Origin of the sequence: Pseudomonas sp. P9_2 (genome assembly GCF_034008255.1) — a bacterium.
In the GTDB taxonomy this organism is placed as follows: domain Bacteria; phylum Pseudomonadota; class Gammaproteobacteria; order Pseudomonadales; family Pseudomonadaceae; genus Aquipseudomonas; species Aquipseudomonas synxantha_A.
In genome coordinates this window covers 4757928-4773952 of sequence record NZ_CP125376.1, presented here as the reverse complement: position 1 = coordinate 4773952, position 16025 = coordinate 4757928, and the positions used below count along the sequence as shown (strand labels likewise).

10 protein-coding genes are annotated in these 16025 nt (G+C 61.0%); 1 reads left to right on the top strand and 9 read right to left on the bottom strand.

What is annotated here, in order from left to right:
• Positions 1-99: 99 nt before the first annotated feature.
• The 7 genes from QMK52_RS21240 to QMK52_RS21210 all read right to left on the bottom strand — a co-directional run bounded on the left by QMK52_RS21240 (position 100) and on the right by QMK52_RS21210 (position 7931).
• The gene (locus tag QMK52_RS21240; RefSeq protein WP_032803542.1) at positions 100-1083 is read right to left on the bottom strand and encodes a siderophore ABC transporter substrate-binding protein; all 984 of its coding nucleotides are present in this window, start codon (positions 1081-1083) and stop codon (positions 100-102) included.
• A complete protein-coding gene (locus QMK52_RS21235) occupies positions 1080-1862 on the bottom strand; it encodes an ABC transporter ATP-binding protein (protein ID WP_122735051.1) in 783 nt (260 codons plus the stop codon). Before QMK52_RS21235 ends, QMK52_RS21240 begins: the two co-directional genes overlap by 4 nt.
• Complete coding sequence (locus QMK52_RS21230; protein WP_320403368.1) at positions 1859-2809, bottom strand: iron chelate uptake ABC transporter family permease subunit; 951 nt, start codon at positions 2807-2809, stop codon at positions 1859-1861. The genes QMK52_RS21235 and QMK52_RS21230 overlap by 4 nt, the downstream gene beginning before the upstream one ends.
• Entirely contained in the window at positions 2806-3750 is a 945-nt protein-coding gene (locus QMK52_RS21225; protein WP_005788347.1) for an ABC transporter permease, read from the bottom strand. Before QMK52_RS21225 ends, QMK52_RS21230 begins: the two co-directional genes overlap by 4 nt.
• Positions 3747-5504: an ABC transporter ATP-binding protein gene (locus QMK52_RS21220; protein ID WP_320403367.1), complete on the bottom strand. Its 1758-nt coding sequence runs from the start codon at positions 5502-5504 to the stop codon at positions 3747-3749. Before QMK52_RS21220 ends, QMK52_RS21225 begins: the two co-directional genes overlap by 4 nt.
• Entirely contained in the window at positions 5498-7276 is a 1779-nt protein-coding gene (locus tag QMK52_RS21215; protein ID WP_005788350.1) for an ABC transporter ATP-binding protein, read from the bottom strand. Before QMK52_RS21215 ends, QMK52_RS21220 begins: the two co-directional genes overlap by 7 nt.
• Before the next feature lie 136 nt (positions 7277-7412).
• Positions 7413-7931: a sigma-70 family RNA polymerase sigma factor gene (locus QMK52_RS21210; protein ID WP_194438265.1), complete on the bottom strand. Its 519-nt coding sequence runs from the start codon at positions 7929-7931 to the stop codon at positions 7413-7415.
• A gap of 229 nt (positions 7932-8160) precedes the next feature.
• Between QMK52_RS21210 and QMK52_RS21205 the strand changes: the two genes are divergently transcribed.
• Positions 8161-10272 carry a condensation domain-containing protein gene (locus QMK52_RS21205; protein WP_320403366.1) on the top strand — a complete coding sequence of 704 codons (2112 nt, stop codon included), beginning with the start codon at positions 8161-8163 and terminating at the stop codon, positions 10270-10272.
• 45 nt (positions 10273-10317) lie between these two features.
• Here the strand turns inward: QMK52_RS21205 and basC are convergent, their stop codons facing one another.
• Positions 10318-11637 (bottom strand): putative histamine N-monooxygenase, encoded by a 1320-nt coding sequence (gene basC / locus QMK52_RS21200; RefSeq protein WP_005788355.1) that lies wholly within the window; start codon positions 11635-11637, stop codon positions 10318-10320.
• Positions 11638-11668: 31 nt separating this feature from the next.
• Positions 11669-16009: an amino acid adenylation domain-containing protein gene (locus QMK52_RS21195; protein ID WP_320403365.1), complete on the bottom strand. Its 4341-nt coding sequence runs from the start codon at positions 16007-16009 to the stop codon at positions 11669-11671.
• Positions 16010-16025 lie beyond the last annotated feature (16 nt).

Genomic DNA, 16025 nt, shown 5'->3' with positions numbered 1-16025 from the left:
GTACCAGAACTACAAACCCTCAATCTAAATGATAAATATTCCCAAAAAAAGCCGCGACCTGAATGGCAGCGGCTTTGGGTACCACGACGCGTGTCTGGATCAGCCTTTGTAGCCTTCGACCACCTCGTCCGCCATGCGGTTAAGGCAGGTCACACTGGCCGTGCACAGGTACCAGGTCTGGGCGTCGACGAAGACCACCCGGCCGTTGTTCCATGCCTTTGTCTTGCGCAGCAGTGGGTTGTCGAGGCTCTTGAGGTCAAGGGCCGGGCGGTGCTCCATCACTGCCGTGCGGTCGATGATGTACAGAATGTCCGGGTCGGCCTGCTGAATGAACTCATTGGAAATCGGCTGACCATGCAAGCCGGCCTCGATGTCGGTGCTGGCCGGTTTAACGCCCAGAGTGTCGAACACAAAACCGTAGCGCGATTTCACGCCGTAGGAGGTGAAGGCACCATTGTTATGCAGCACGATCAAGGCCTTCTCGGGGCGACCGGCAGTGACTTGGCGGGTCTGCGCGACCTTGGCATCCATTTGCGCCACTTTCTGGCGGGCGAGTTCCGGCTTGTCGAGGATACGTCCCAGCAGGGTCAAATGGGCCTTGGCGGTCTCGATGAGATTGCCTTTTTTGTTGGTCAGGTCCATGTCGTCGTACACGGTTGGAGCGATCTGGCTGAGTTCCTTATAGCTCTGGGCCTGAAGCGGAGAGATCAGGATCAGGTCGGGCTTGAGCGCATGCAGGCGTTCCAGGTTGGGCTGGATGGTCGAGCCCACATCCGCGACATTCGTGTCGTCACGGTAGTGAGTGAGGAAGCTGGTAACGTAGTCCTTGGCGATACCGACCACAGGGGCACCGAGTTGATCCAGGGTGTCGAGCTCGCTCATGTCGAAGGCCACTACACGCTGGGGCAACTGAGTGACCACGGTGGTGCCCAGCGGATGCTCGATGGTGATCGGCGCGTAGGCCGCCTGCGCCACGACTGGGGCCTTGGCCTCTGGCGCCGGTTTGTCACACCCCTGCAGCCCCGCCGCCACGGCCATCGTCAGCAGTAGCGCGTGCATTCTGTTCGTGCGATCAGTGCTCATGTCAGTTCCCTTGAAGGTGATGGGTTGAAGTAGTTGCAAACGAAGCCTTGTTGGCTGTGCAGAATCTCGAAATCCAGGTCGAACAGTTCGCGCAGGTTGGCCTCAGTCACTACCTGGTCGACTGGGCCGTGACGATGGATGGCGCCGCCTTTCATCGCCACGATATGGTCGGAATAATTGGCCGCGAAGTTGATGTCATGCACCACCAGGATCACCGTGCGACCTTGCTCATCACACAAGCGGCGCAAGGCGCGCATGATTTGAACACCGTGCTTCATGTCGAGATTATTGAGCGGCTCATCCAGCAACAGATAATCGGTTTGCTGAGCGATCGTCATTGCCAGGAACGCCATCTGCCGCTGCCCGCCGCTGAGCTCGTCGATGTAACAAAGGCGCAGCGGTTGCAGTGAAAGGAAGTCGATGGCCTCGTCGATCACCACCCGGTCCTGGGCGGTGAGCGCGCCTCGGCTGTAGGGGAAACGCCCGAAGGCCACCAGCTCTTCGACGGTGAGGCGCAGGTTGAAATCCGGCGACTGACGCAAGGTGGCGACGCGCTTGGCGTAGTCGCGTACCGGTACGTCGGCGATGCTGCGCCCGCCCATCAGTACATCGCCACGGGTAGGCGTCAACAGACGGGCGATCAACATCAACAAGGTGGATTTGCCCGCCCCGTTGGGGCCGATCAATGAGGTCACCTGCCCCGGTGGGAACTGCACACTGACGTCACTCAGCACATGCTTGGCGCCATAGGCTTTGTAGACGTGTTGGAGAGAGATCATGCCGTGCCTCGGGTTCGGATCATCAGCGCGAGGAAATACACACCGCACAGCAGGTTGATGAGAATGCTCACGGAGGTGTTGTAGTTGAACCATTGCTCCACCAGATACTGAGCGATGATGAAAATGCCAATAGCAATCGCACAGCCCAGAGGCAAGGTGACCCTGTGCCGCGTGGTGCGGGCCAAGGCATAGGCGATGTTGGCGACGAACACGCCCATGAACGCGGTCGGCCCCACTAGGCTGGTGGACACCGCTACCAGAACGGCGATCAGTGCCAGTTGCAGGCGCACGCTGCGTGGGTAGTCGACCCCCAGGGAAATCGCCTGGTCACGTCCCAGGGCCAACACATCGAGCACCGGCAACGTGCGCTGGGCGATGAAACACACCACCGCCACCAATACGCCCGAATAGATCACCTGCCCCGTTTGCGCCTTGTTGAAGGAGGCGTAGTTGAATCCCTGGAAAATCGAGAACTCCCCGGGGCTGATCTTCAACTGGATGAATTGGGTGAAGGTGCCCATCACCATGCTCAACACCAACCCCAGCAGCAACAGCAGGTACACGTTGTGACTGCCGTCGCGCAACAGCCACCGATGGAGGAGCCACGAATAGCCGAGCATCAACAGCACCGATAACAGCACGTTGCCGTCACGCCCCAGCAGCACCAGGCTCTGGGTACCCAGCACCAGAATCAGCAACGCCTGGAACAACAGATAGATTGCCTCATAGCCCATGATGGCCGGCGTGAGGAGGCGGTTGCCGGCGATGGTCTGGAAAATCACCGACGAATACGCAATGCACACGCCGGCAATGCCCATTGCGGCCAGGCGGGTAAGCCGCTTGGGAATGATGTAATCGAAATCCAGGCCTGAGCCCAGCAACAGGAACCCAAGGGCCAGCAATAACACCAGCAGCCAGGGGCCATAACGGGTAGCCAGGTGTTTCATGCGTACTTCCGGATCAGCAGCACCAGGAACACCACACCGCCAATGCAGCCGGCAGTCAGGCCGATCGGCACTTCGAAGGGGTAGATCAGCAGGCGGCCGAGGATGTCGCAGGCCAACAGCAACGAGGCACCGCACAGGGCGACGATGGGCAGCGTGCGCTCCAGGTTTTCACCGTAGTGCAGGGCAACCAGATTGGGAATCACCAGCCCGACGAAGGGGATCGCGCCCACGGTAATCACCGTGGCGGAGACGGTAACGGCCACCAACATCAAGCCCAGCGCCGCGTTGGCGGCGTAGTTCAGGCCCAGGCTGCTGGCCATGCCCTCCCCCATGCCCAGTACGGTGAAACGATGGGCATACAGGTAGGTCAGCACGACAATGGGCAGGATCAGGTAGATGATCTCGTAATTGCCCTGCACGATCTTCGAGAAATCGCCGAGCATCCAACCCTGCATGCTCTGCAGGATGTTGTGACGGTAAGCGTAGAACTCGGCGACGGCGCTCAGCACGCTGCCGTACATCAGGCCGATCACCGGCACCATTACGGTGTTCTTGAACTGGATGCGCCGGATGATCGCGACATAGATCAGGCTGGCAGCAAAGCAAAAGGCCAAGGCAAACAGCATTCTACCGGCGGCCCCGGCTCCCGGAGCTACCGTCAGGGAAATCAGGATGCCCAGCTTGGCGGCATCCAGCCCACCGCAAGTACCGGGCTCGACGAAGCGGTTACGCACGATCTGCTGCAGGATCACCCCGCACACGGCCAACCCGACCCCGGTGAGGATCAGCGCGGCCAGGCGTGGCAGCCGGCTCGCGGTGAGGGTCAGCCAGGCGTCGTCGGAAAAGCTCAGCAGCTCGACCCACGACACCTGCTTGACCCCCACCATCAGCGACAGGCCGCACAGCACTACAAACAGGACGACTAACGCTGCACGACTCAAGAACCGCCCTCACCCGCGATACGCCAGCCTTTTGCCGCCCTGCGCTGGGCGAGAAAGTGGGCATACAGCCCAGGCTTGGCGCTCAATTGGGCATGGGAACCTTGTTCGCTGAGCTGGCCTTGATCGAGCACCAGGATCTGATCGGCCATGACCACGGTCGAAAGCTGGTGGGCGATAACGATCAGCGTGCGTTTGCAGCGCAGCCGCGCCAGCGCTTCGGCGATGGCGGCCTGGTTCTCGGCATCAAGGGCCGCGGTGGCTTCGTCGACCAGCAGGATCGGTGCATCCTTGATCAGCGCACGGGCAATGGAGATCCGTTGGCGTTCGCCACCGGACAACCGTGCCCCGCCCTCGCCCACCGGCGTGTCCAGGCCCTGGGGCAGTCGCTCGATGATTTCCAGCACGCCGGCTTGTCGCGCGGCTTCCATCACTTCGGCATCGCCGGCCGCGGGTTTGCCGATACGGATGTTGTCGGCAATGCTGCCCTGGAACAGGTAGGCATCCTGGAAGATCTGGCTGATCTGGCCGGCCAGTTGCTCACCGGACATCTGGCGCACATCCACGCCGCCGATGATCACGCGGCCTTGGGTCACATCGAAGAAGCGTGCGATCAAGCGCACCAATGTGGTCTTGCCCGAGCCGGAAGCACCCACCAGTGCGGTCATGCTGCCCGGTTCGATGCGCAGGCTGACATCGCGCAGCACCTCGGGCTGGCCCTCGGCATAAGCGAAGCTGACATTGCACAGCTCGACGGAGCTATCGACAGGTGCCTCGGGTGCCTGTGGCTGCGGCAGTGGCTTGACTGCAAAAATCTCGCGCACGGCGCCCAACTGGCCACGGGCACCGCGCAGCACTTCGCTGTAACCGGCCACTTCCAGCAGCGGGTCGATGAAGCGGCTGACCAGCAATAGCGTAATCATCACGGCGATGACCGAGCCCACTTCCAGACCGGCGCCCAGCAGGTCGCCCAGCCACAGGGTGGCAGCCACCAGCAGCGCAGCAAAACCGGCCTGCACCGCCCACGCATTGAACACCACTGACATCGCCGATACGTGGATCAGATGCTTCGCAGCCTGCTGCTGGCGAGCGATGGCCTGTTCGAGGAACTGTGTACCGCCGTCCTCGCCATTGAAGGCACGCAGTACCGACTGCGCCTGGGCGAACTCGACCATGCGCTGGCTGGTCAGGGCGGCGTTATGCTGGAAGTCGTGGTCGGCTCGCTGCCCCAACCGTGCAGTCAACACGAACACGCCCAGCAACACCGGCAGGGTCGCCAGGGCAACCAGGCCCATTTGCCAGTGCAGGGTGAACAGCGCGATAAGAATCACCACCGGCGTGACCACACCGGTCAACAGTGGCGTGAACACGTGTGCGGGCAACTGCGCCATTTCCATCATGCCCGAAGTCGCCAGATGGCTGAGCCGCGCCGTGTTTTGCGCGCTGAACCAGCCTACGGGCAACTTCGCCACATGGTCGCCAAGGCGGTGGCGGCCGCGCTGGAGCACGGCGATGCCGACGCAGATACCGGCTTTTTCCACGCTGCGTCGCAGCGCCCAGCACACCACTACACCGATGGCCAGCGCGATCAGCCATTGCGCGGCGGCGTGGGTATCACCACCCAGCAGGTGGGTGAGGATCGGCACCAGCATGACAATCGTCACCCCGCAGAGCAGGCCATAGACCAGGGCCATTGCCAGATAGCGGCGCAATACCGAGGCATCTTCGCCGAGCAGTTGAATAAAGGTTTTCAGCATGACGACACCGCCTGTTCCTTGGCTTTTTCATAACCGCCCAACGCCCACAGCCTGGCGTAGCGACCTTTGCGTGCGAGCAACTCGGCGTGGGTGCCTTGCTCGCAGAGGGTGCCGTTGTCGATCAGGATGATCTGGTCGGCGTGCATCACCGTGTCGAGCCGGTGAGCAATCACCATAAGGGTGCGACCCTGGGCGAATCGCGACAGGGCTTGTTGCAGCTTCACCTCATTTTCGGCATCGGCTGCCGCCGTGGCTTCATCCAGTACCAACACGGGTGGGTCGAGCAACACGGCGCGGGCGATGCTGACGCGCTGCAACTCACCGCCGGAGAGCTGTACATCTTCACCGATCACCGAGTCATAGCCCCGTGGCAGGTCCAGGATGCGTTCGTGGATGTTCGCAATACGCGCGGCGGCCTCGATTTCCTGCTGGCTGGCCGAGGGACGGCCCAGGGCAATGTTGTCGCGCAGGCTGGCGTGAACCAGGCGCACTTCCTGCAACACGAAACCGATGCGCCGGTACAACTGGGTGCTCTCGATATGGCGCAGGTCGACGCCACCCAGGGTGATACGCCCTTCGGTCGGGTCGAAAAAACGCAGCAGCAGGCGGGCCAGGGTCGACTTGCCGGAACCTGATGCGCCGACAATGGCGGTCACCGTGCCTGGCTTGAGGGTGAAGCTAAGGTCCTGGAGCACCGGGGATTGGTCGTTATAGTGGTAGCTCAGGTGTTCGACGCGAATTTCAGCGTTTGCAGGCAATTGTGCTGAGGTGCCTGGCAGGGTTTCGAGCACAGGGGTTTCCAGCAGGGTTTGCACGCGCTGGGCAGCGGCGGTCGCGTTGTTCAGGTCGTGAGTGATATAGCTCAGCAGCAACAGCGGCGCGCAGATGCCCGGGGCGACCAGGGCAAACGGCAGGATGTCTACCGGAGCCAGCCAGCCCTGGCTCACCCCCAGCGTACCGAAGGCCAGCACCACGCCGAGTACCGCTACGGGCGTGATCATGGCGTGGGCGTTGGCCATCGCGCTGACCAGTGGCCGGGTAAAGTCGGTAAACGCAGCAGCAAAGTCATCCACGGCATCCCGGTAGCTGCCATGGGCCTTGCCCTCGGCGCCAAATGCCTTGACCACGGGAATACCGTTGACAAACTCGACCACGGCATTGTTGATGCGCATCATGCCGGCGCCGAACGCTTGCATGTTAGCCCCACTGGCCTTGGTGGCGCGGGTGAAAAACAGGAAAAACAGCGGGAATGGCAACAGCGAGACAATCGCCATGCGCCAGTCCATGGCAAACAGGTAAAGGACAGCGATGATCACAGCCCCAAGCGTACGGCCGAGGGTGGTGAAAAAGTGCGCCGTCAAGCTGTGCAAGGTGCCGATGTCATCCTGCATCGCCTGCTTGACCTCACCCGAAGCACGACTGGTGAACCAACCCAGCGGCACCCTGGCCAACCGACGGGTGATGGCCTGGCGCAGGTGGCCCGTGATGTGGTTGTCGGCCAGGTGCGCGACCATCTCCCCCAGCGAAATCAAGGTCATGCCGAGGAACAGGCAAGCCAGACTGACACCGACCACTTGCCAGACTGGGCCTTGCAACTGGACCCAACTGGCTGCGTCACTCATGGCCAGTTGAGCAATATGGGCAATGCCAGCCAGGGGCACCATGGTCAGCATGGTTCCAAGGGCGGCCAGTACCGCGGCAAGTATCAGACGCCCGCGAATGGGGCGTAATACCTGGGATACCGAACCGACGGGTGTGTCTTTAACGCTCATGAGCTCTCCTGAATAACCACTGCCGGCCACCGTGTGGCGTACCTGGCGTCCTTTGCGTTCGAGCGTTTTGCACGGTGCATACCGTGTATTCCGAACGACACGGCGAAAACCTCAACGGCGCTGCAGATTTAATTGTTCACAGCCCGGCCGCCGATGCGAAGGGATGGCACGCCCGCAGGCCCGCCGCGATGTATTTTTCGACAGAAGACACCGACACTTTCAATTCCGCGGCGATGTCCCGATGGCCCATTCCATGCAGCTTGCACAGCAACAGTGCTTCGCGGGCCTTGGGCGGTTTGGCATGCAGCGCGTCATCGATTTGCACCAGCGCCTCGGTGGCCAGCGCCCGCACCTCTTCCGACGGCACCAGCGGTTCGGCCTGCTGCATCAAGGTTTCGAGGTGGCAGGCTTCGCGGTGACGGCGACGATACAGGTCAATCACCATGCCTTTGGCGATCTGGGACAAGTGGCAGCGCGAGTCTTCAATCGAAGGCACGCGGCCCTTCTTGATGAGGTTGAGATAGATATCGTGGGCCAGATCCGCAGCATCCACCGAATTGCCCAGCTTGCGCCGCAGCAACCTGCACAACCAGCGGTGATGGTCGACATACAGCTTTTCGAATTGCTGCTTGGACGCAAACGCTCCGTTGTTCACAACACCTCTCCTGAGACGAATCCACCCGCGATCAGCTTTTGACTAATGCGAATATGTATGATTATTATTTGTGATCATACGGTGTTCATAAAGCCCCTGCAACGCAGCCGGATTGCACGTCCTCTGACGCCCGGGTTCCCAGGCGTTACACCAGACCGAGGATGGGTCTGTCGGCACTTGGTGCCATCTCTACTTCTTACTGTTCAGTCTGATAAGGCGGGAAACTTCCATGATGGAACTCACTCCAGATACGTTTTCGAAACGGTCTGCCACCGATTACGAAGCGCATATTTGGCTCTTGCAGCAGCAATATCCCGAGCGCATTCTCAGGCACTTGAGTGCCTGGAAACTCGACGCGGATGTCGACCCCGCAAGGCTGGAGTCAGCACTCCAGGCGGTGATCGAATCAATCCCCGAGCTGAATGCCCGCTATCAGTTCAACGATGACGGCGAAGTCGACAAGGTCCAAGCGCGCGACTGGCAAGCGTGCATCGAGCGCATTCAGGTAACCGGTGACGCCAGTCACTACCTGCTCCCCGAACAAGCCGCGCCGTGGGACGCTGAGCACCAGCCGCCGTTCAAGGCGCTGATCATGCAAACGCCGGAGGCGCCCATCCTCGCACTGGTCCTTCACCCGATTCTTGACCAGACCTGCCAGGCGAACGACCTGTACCGCAAGATCATGCACACAGTTGATACGCCACTGCCTTGGCTGCACCGCCAGGCGGACATCGGCGAGAACGCCGCCCAAACCGAAACACCTGACGTTGCAGCCATCATCCTCGCCGAGTTCCGCGAAGCCCTGGCGGAACCGGGCATGTTGGCGACAGATGACTTCTTCGACTTTGGCGGCCACTCGCTGCTGGCCACCCGCATCATCGGCAAGCTGTTGAGCAGCCACGGCATCGAAGTCCAGTTCAATGATTTCTTCAGCGCCCCCTCGGCAACCGCCTTGGCGGCGCGCGCCCAGGTCATCGCGAGAGACGCTGCGCCAACGACCGCCACCGGCTCGCCGCAAGACGTACAAAAAGCACCGTTTGCACTGGCCCAGGCATCCCTGGGACGCGCTTACGCCGCCTTCGAATTCGGTACGATCTTCAACCTGCCGTTTGCCGTGGAGTTTCTCGACACGGTGGACGAAGTGCTGTTCGAGCAGGCATTCCATGACCTGCTTGAGCGCCATGCCAGCCTGCGTAGCACCTTCCACTTCGAGAGTGACGAGGCATACCAGCAAATCGTGCCGACCTCGCAGCTATCGCAGTTCAAGTGGTTCTGGCCGAGCCGCGAAAGCCAGGGCGTCACCCTGCAAAGTGAAGCCACCTATCAGTTCGATCTGACCCGCGAGTTACCCCTGCGGGTGCGCTTCATTCAGGGCTCGCAACATCAACGCCAAACCTTGTCGCTGCTCGTCCACCACATGGCCATCGATGAATGGTCGCTCAACGTGATGATGGAAGAACTGGCCCAGGCTTACCTGGCCCGTGCAGCCGACAAAGCGCCCGTCTGGAAAAGCCCGGCACCGTCCTTCCATGAGTTCGCCGTGCGCCAGCAAGCCGCCGGGATCAACCGGAAGCACCTCGACTACTGGACCAGTATGCTGCGCGACGCCACCCGTGGCCTGACGCTGCCCTCCTCCGAGGTACAGCCCGCACAGGTTTCGACCAAGGCCCAGTGGTTCGAGATCAAGCCCACCCAGGGCACGACCGACCACCTGTACGCCTTCGCCCGCCAGAACAACGCGTCACTGTTCGGCGTGGTTTATTCGGCAATCGTGCTTTCCCTGTACAAGCTCGGCGATTTGAAAGACCTGGTAGTGGGCACGTCGGCTTCCGGTCGCACAGACCCCGCGTATTACGACACGGTCGGCTACTTCACCACCATGGTCGCGCACCGCGTGCAATTCGATGCTCGGCAAGCCGTCGGCGCCATGATTGAAAGCGTCAGTCGCTTGATCAACGACTCGATGGCCTACGCCGATGTGCCGATGGAGCAGATTCAACAGGCCCTGGGCATGACGCCGGCGGATGGACTGCTGTTCGACGTGTACATCCAGATTCACGCCAACAACGCCTTGAACGGCGCCCTGAGCACACCGGACAACGGCGCAATCCGCTACCGCCAGATTGACCCGGACAAGAACCAGTCGATGTTCGGTATTCAGTTCGAGATCATGGAAAACACACTCGACGGCAAGCGCGCATTGCGCCTGGTGATCACCTACCGTTCGGATCGTTACAGTGCAGAACAGATGGCTCGCATGAGCGCCACGATTGAGCAGATGTTCGCGCTGTTTGCGACACCTGGCGCCGATGGCATCACCCTGGACCACATCCGCGTCTGACCTTCAACAGGGCCTTGGTAACACCAAGGCCCTGCCTTTCACGCACTAAACCTCATGCATGCCATAACGCTGGAACGACGAACGTTTGGGCAGGCGGTAGTGCGGGCGGCCGAGCAGTTGATTGGCAATGCTCGCATTACGAATCGCGGCAATGCCCAGGTCCGGCGAGCCCACGCCATGCTGGAAGATCTCGGCGTTCTGCACAAAGATACGCCCTGCCCCGTCATCACAGCGACGTGCAGTGAAGTCATCCTCCACAAGGCAGTCACCGTGCTCATCGGTTTCCAGCACTGTCCCCTTGAGCCGCTCAAACCACTGCGGCCAGGCATGCCCGTAGCCCGTGGCGGCCACAATCGCGTCCGCCTCCAGGCTGCCGGTCTGGTCCAGCTCACGATGCCGATAGGCAATACGCAGCGTACCGGCGACATCCTCGACCGTCTCGACCTCACAGTTGGACATCAAGGTCAGGCCAGGATCATTGCCGCCGATGGAGCGCTCATAGATCAAGTCGTAGATAGCGGCGATAGTGGAAAAACTGATGCCCTTGTACAACAACCCCTGCTTGGCCACGACCTCACGACGGCGCTCACGCGGGAGGCTGTGGAAGTACTCCATATAGGACGGCGTAAAGCACTCCTGCCCCAGCTTGGAGTATTCCATGGGGTGGAAACCGGCTGAACGGGTGATCCAGCGGATCGAGGCGCCCGCGGCAATCCGCTCGGGGGTCAGCTCATTGAATAACGCGAGCACGCACTCGGCGGCGCTCTGGCCGGAGCCAATCACGGTGACACGCCGACATTCCGACAACTGCGCCTGGCGCTTGCCAAACTCCGCCGAATGCATGATGGGCGCCGTGCTTTTTACCTGAGTCCATTGCGGCAATATCGGCGTAGTGCCGATGCCTACCGCCAGGTTTCGACTGGAATAGTAGCGTTTGAAGCCCGACACGGACTGGCTTTCAATCAGGAACTTTTCGGCGCCCGCGTCGTAAGTCACATCACAGATATCCTCGCCGAAATGGCACGTCGGCAACTGCAGCGAAGCCCAACGACAATAGTGATCGTACTCGCGGCGCGGCACCTGGAAGTTCTCGTAGTAATAGAACTGATACAGGCGATCGTGCTGGTGCAGGTAATTCAGATAGCTCAGTTCGTGGGTCGGGTCGGCCATCGTCACCAGGTCCGCCAGAAACGGCACCTGCAACGTGGTGCCCGGTAAGAGCAACCCTTCATGCCAACGAAATTCGGCTTTGCGATCCAGGAAAAGACTGGTCACGCCGGAATGTTTGGACAATAAAGCGGCCAACCCGAGGTTAAAGGGCCCGATGCCAACACCGGCGATATCTACAGTGGGTAAATCCGTCATCCAATCTGTCTCCCTGGGTATTGCTATGTGGTTATGCGCAGGCGAGCAATCGCTCGACATCTTGTGCGTTACGGCAACGCAGTAATTGTCCGGGGGAAAGCGTCACCGCCAGTTCCTCTTGGAGCCGGGCCGCGATGGCTTTCAAATGCTGGGGCCGCAGGCCCAGACTGATGAAGTCGACCGATGCATTGGCGCCATCCTGCGGGGGCCTGCCCAACACACTCAGGTAGATCGCCAAGACCTTGTTGCCCTGGGTCGCAACGACCTCTTCGGCAGGTTCCTGCAACAAGCTGCGGGCACGCGGGCGATCAGGCTTGCCGTTTTGCGATAACGGCAGCGCCTCCACCGCCAGGAATCGCGTGGGCACATGGGATTGCGGCAAATGCTCGCGAGCGAACTGGCGCAACTCGGCGGCGGTCAAGGGGGCGGCGTCTTCGGCACTCACGTACAGCGCACCAATGTTGACCTCGCCCTGGCGCTGTTCGCCGTAGTCCACTACCAGCACATGCCTGACCGCCGGATGCTTGATCAGCTCGATCTCGATGTCGGGCAGCGACACGCGTACGCCGCGCACCTTCACGTAGCCATTCACACGGCTGTCGAACATCAACGTGCCGTCACGGCGATAGCGCCCGCAGTCACCGGTCCGAAATGCGCGTACGGCCTGGCCTTGCTCATCGATGACGCTGATAAATTCGGTTTGTGCCAGCGCGCCGTTTTCCAGATAGCCCAGGGCCAGGTTGACGCCTGCCGTATGAATGCGACCGACAACGCCTGCTGGGCAATGGGCTCCCTGGGCATCGAGAACCAGATAACAGTTGCCCGGTAACGGTCGGCCGTAGGGAATTTGCAGCTGGTCATCAGCAGTGATGTCGTGCCAGATGCTCCAAATCGTGGTTTCTGTCGGCCCCCCCAGGGAAATCAGGCGGGACGATGGCAGCAGCCCGCGCAACTCGGCGATCACGCCCGGCTTGATGTAGTCGCCGCCCTGGGCGATCAGGCGCAGACTGACCAAGTCATGTTCACCACGGCACGACAGCAGCATTTCCAGAATGGCCGGCACGGAACACCACAATGTCACACGGTGCCTGGCGATCAACTGATTCCAACGCACCGCATCCTTTTCCTCGCCGACGCCAGGCAGCACCAGAGTGGCGCCGGCCGTCAGGCAGCCAAGCACATCGAAGACCGACATGTCGTGGTGCAGCGGGGTGACCGACATGAACACGTCGCCCTGGCTCACGCGCCAGTGTGACAAGGTGCTGCCGATGACATTGGCCGTGGCACGGTTGCACAACACCACGCACTTGGGCTTGCCGGTGGTGCCTGAGGTGTAGAGGTAATACGCCGGCGCTTCGCTCATTGAGCGATCATCCAACATTGGCGCACTGGGCTGCGGCCCGGCCAGCAATTCGTTCGGCGTGGCGTGGGCTTGCGCGACCGTCTCGCCCGAGCTGATGACCACCAGATCGGGTCGACAGTTTTCCAACAGATACTTCCGACGCTCGTCTGGCGCCGAGGCGTCGATAGGTACCCAGATCACGCCCGTCAACGCACAGGCCAAGGTCAGCGTGGTGTGCTCCGGGCTGCGTGGCAAGCAGATGGCGACCACCTGGCCCGGCCCGATGCCACGGACCTTGAACGCCGCAATGACACGCGACACCCCCGCTCCCAGTTCGGCGTAGCTGATCTGCCGCTCGCCGCTGATCAGGGCGATCCGTTGATTGGCGGGATCGAACAGGTGCTTGGCGATTTGCGCCAGGAATCCTTCGGCACTGGCCTCGGTCGTCGAGCTATTGAGGCGATAGTGAGAGGTGTCGATGATCGCGGTAGCGTCCATGGCAAACTCACCGCTGGCGCTGATCTGGCTGATGGCCTTTTCCAGCGCATCCAGGATGTCGTGAACCACCGCTGGGTCCAGGACTTCCCGTGCATAGTCGATATCCAGCATCAGCGCGCCCTCGGCGTTAGCCCAGAAGCGAATATCCATGGCCACCTGAGGCGTCTGGGTCAGGCCGCCTTGCAACTGCATTAGACTGTTCGACGCCGACACTGGCCAGGAAAAACCATTGGTAATCACCACCGGCAGCACTGGCCCAGGGCCGTGGGATTCGAACAGCAACCGGGCGAGGTCAACGCCCGAATAGGCCAGGTGTTGCAGCCCTTCCAGCACGTCCACTTGCAGCTTCGCCGCACGCTCCGTCAAGGTGCCGGGAGCCTCGCTTCGGTTGATCGCGATAAAGCTGGAACGATTGGCAAATGCACCACCCGTTTGCGGCGCAACAGGCACCGCCACGCACAAGCTGCCCTCATCGATCCAGTGGGACAGCACCTCCATTACCAGCGCCATCAGGGCGGAGTTCTTGAATAGCCGCTGCCGGGCGCCCAATTTGCAGAAACCGTTGAATACCGCCTTGGGCACTTGCCGGCTTTGGCGCTCGTAGCGCGATGCCCGCACTTGATCGAGCGGCACCCGCCATGGCAGGCGTGGTGCACCCGTCACATCGGCGAGCTTGGTCTTCCAGTAAACCGCATCGGCCTTGCGTTGACCGGTCTGATCCACCGAGGCAGGCGCAGCCTCGGCAGCGGGCTCATCGCCAGTCAGGCCGTCGAACAGCTCGACCAACAACGCAGCAATGGAGCGGCCGTCGAGGATCAACGCATCCAGGCGCACGAACACTGTCAACTGGTGGTCGGGCAGGTGGAAGATCGTGACATTCCAAGGCGCACGGTCCAGCTCGAAGATGGCGTGGGCGTATGCCTCACGACGCCCATCGATGTAGGCCGACGCTGCTTGCGTCGACATCGAGGTGAGGTCAACTTCCTCTAGATTGATGCAGGCTTCATCGCTGAAATAACTCACCAGCTTGAGCGCATCCACCCGTGTGCGCAGGCTGTCATGGCGCTGAACCATCGCCGTCAGGCGACTGCGCAGCAGCGTCGGGTCCATGGCCCCGTGGTATTCACGAAACTCCTGCATGGCCACGCCGCCGAGAGGCACCTGGGTGCCACGGCCCAATAAGTACGCCTGCTGCAGTGCTGACAGTGGTTTTTCGAGAGTGCGCGATACACCGACATTGAGCGTTTGATCCAACGCGCGAGAATCGGCCGCCACTTCCTGCGTAATCGCCACAAAGCGGTCAAAGAACGTCGTTACCCACGGCAGTGGCAACGCATCAAGACGGATATCCCAATTGATCAGGATACCGCCATCGGCGCAGGCAATCTGTGCATCAAGAGCCACCTGAGGCCCTTGGGAGATGACCCAATTCATCGGGCCGAATACACGCCGGACGCGCGGCGAAAGCAAGTCGCCACCGGGCATGTCCAGCGCAGCAGTAAAGACCACCGGCGCCAGCTGTGGCGAACCCTGATGGCGGGACAGATCGCGCATCACATTCACGCCCGGATAGGCGCAATGCTCAAGCAGGGTGACCATTTTTTTCGCCAGCTGCGCACACAGCACGGCCGGCGTGGCGGCGGACTCGATGTCCACATCCAGAATCAACACATTGGCAAAGTCACCCACTACGCGCTCGACATTATCCACCAACGGCTGGCGCCAGAACGTCGGTACATTGAGGCGCAAGCTACGGTCGCCGGTCTGCTCACCGAGCACCGCCGCAAACAGCCCCATCATCAAGGTCGAGAGGGTAATCCTGCGTTCCCGTGCCACTTGTTGCAATGCCTGACGCTCGACGGGGCCCAGCCAGGTATGGAGCCGGTGGCTTTGCGCTTGCTCCGGCGGGCGTTCAAGCAATGGCAAGGTGGGTGCCGGGGCAACGTGCGCCAGGCGCTCACGCCACCAGGCACGGTCGCGATCACGAGCGGCCTTGAGCGCCGGGTCGACACGGGCCTTGTCGTACCAATCGAAGAAGGATGGCGTGTGCGGCAGCGTTTCATCGGGCTGCTCGTAAAGCCGGGCCAAGTCCTCCATCAGCGTGCGGAAACTGGATGGGTCGATGGCGATCATGTCGGTATCGACATGCAGGCGAAACCTATCGTCCGCCATCAGGCTTACTGCAAACCGGGCGCCCGGCCCATGGCCGAGGTCCAGTTGCTGATGTGTCCACGCCTCCCGCTTGGCCAGCAGGTGGCGGGCGGCCTCCGGCGCGGTCATGGCACGCAGGTCTTCGACTTCCAACTGAGGCGATTGGTCCATGGAAGCAATGAATTGCAGCCCTTGCGCATCCACCCGCACTCGCAGCATCGGATGCAGCAGGCTGGCCCGCTCAAGCGCTTCGCGTAAGCGGTCCAGTTCAATGGAATGGCCATCGAACTCGGCATAAAGATGAGCCGAAACCCTCCCTAAAAAGGCGTGAGCAGTACGCCCGATCCAACAGGCGGCTTGCATCGAAGTTAACTCTCTCATGGTCCACTCATGTGAT

Excerpts from the sequence above, each read along its gene's own strand:
- QMK52_RS21240 (WP_032803542.1), bottom strand. The coding sequence starts at position 1,083 with ATGAGCACTGATCGCACGAACAGAATGCACGCGCTACTGCTGACGATG.
- QMK52_RS21215 (WP_005788350.1), bottom strand. The coding sequence starts at position 7,276 with ATGAGCGTTAAAGACACACCCGTCGGTTCGGTATCCCAGGTATTACGC.
- QMK52_RS21220 (WP_320403367.1), bottom strand. The coding sequence starts at position 5,504 with ATGCTGAAAACCTTTATTCAACTGCTCGGCGAAGATGCCTCGGTATTG.
- QMK52_RS21195 (WP_320403365.1), bottom strand. The coding sequence starts at position 16,009 with ATGAGAGAGTTAACTTCGATGCAAGCCGCCTGTTGGATCGGGCGTACT.
- QMK52_RS21205 (WP_320403366.1), top strand. The coding sequence starts at position 8,161 with ATGATGGAACTCACTCCAGATACGTTTTCGAAACGGTCTGCCACCGAT.
- QMK52_RS21230 (WP_320403368.1), bottom strand. The coding sequence starts at position 2,809 with ATGAAACACCTGGCTACCCGTTATGGCCCCTGGCTGCTGGTGTTATTG.
- QMK52_RS21235 (WP_122735051.1), bottom strand. The coding sequence starts at position 1,862 with ATGATCTCTCTCCAACACGTCTACAAAGCCTATGGCGCCAAGCATGTG.
- basC (WP_005788355.1), bottom strand. The coding sequence starts at position 11,637 with ATGACGGATTTACCCACTGTAGATATCGCCGGTGTTGGCATCGGGCCC.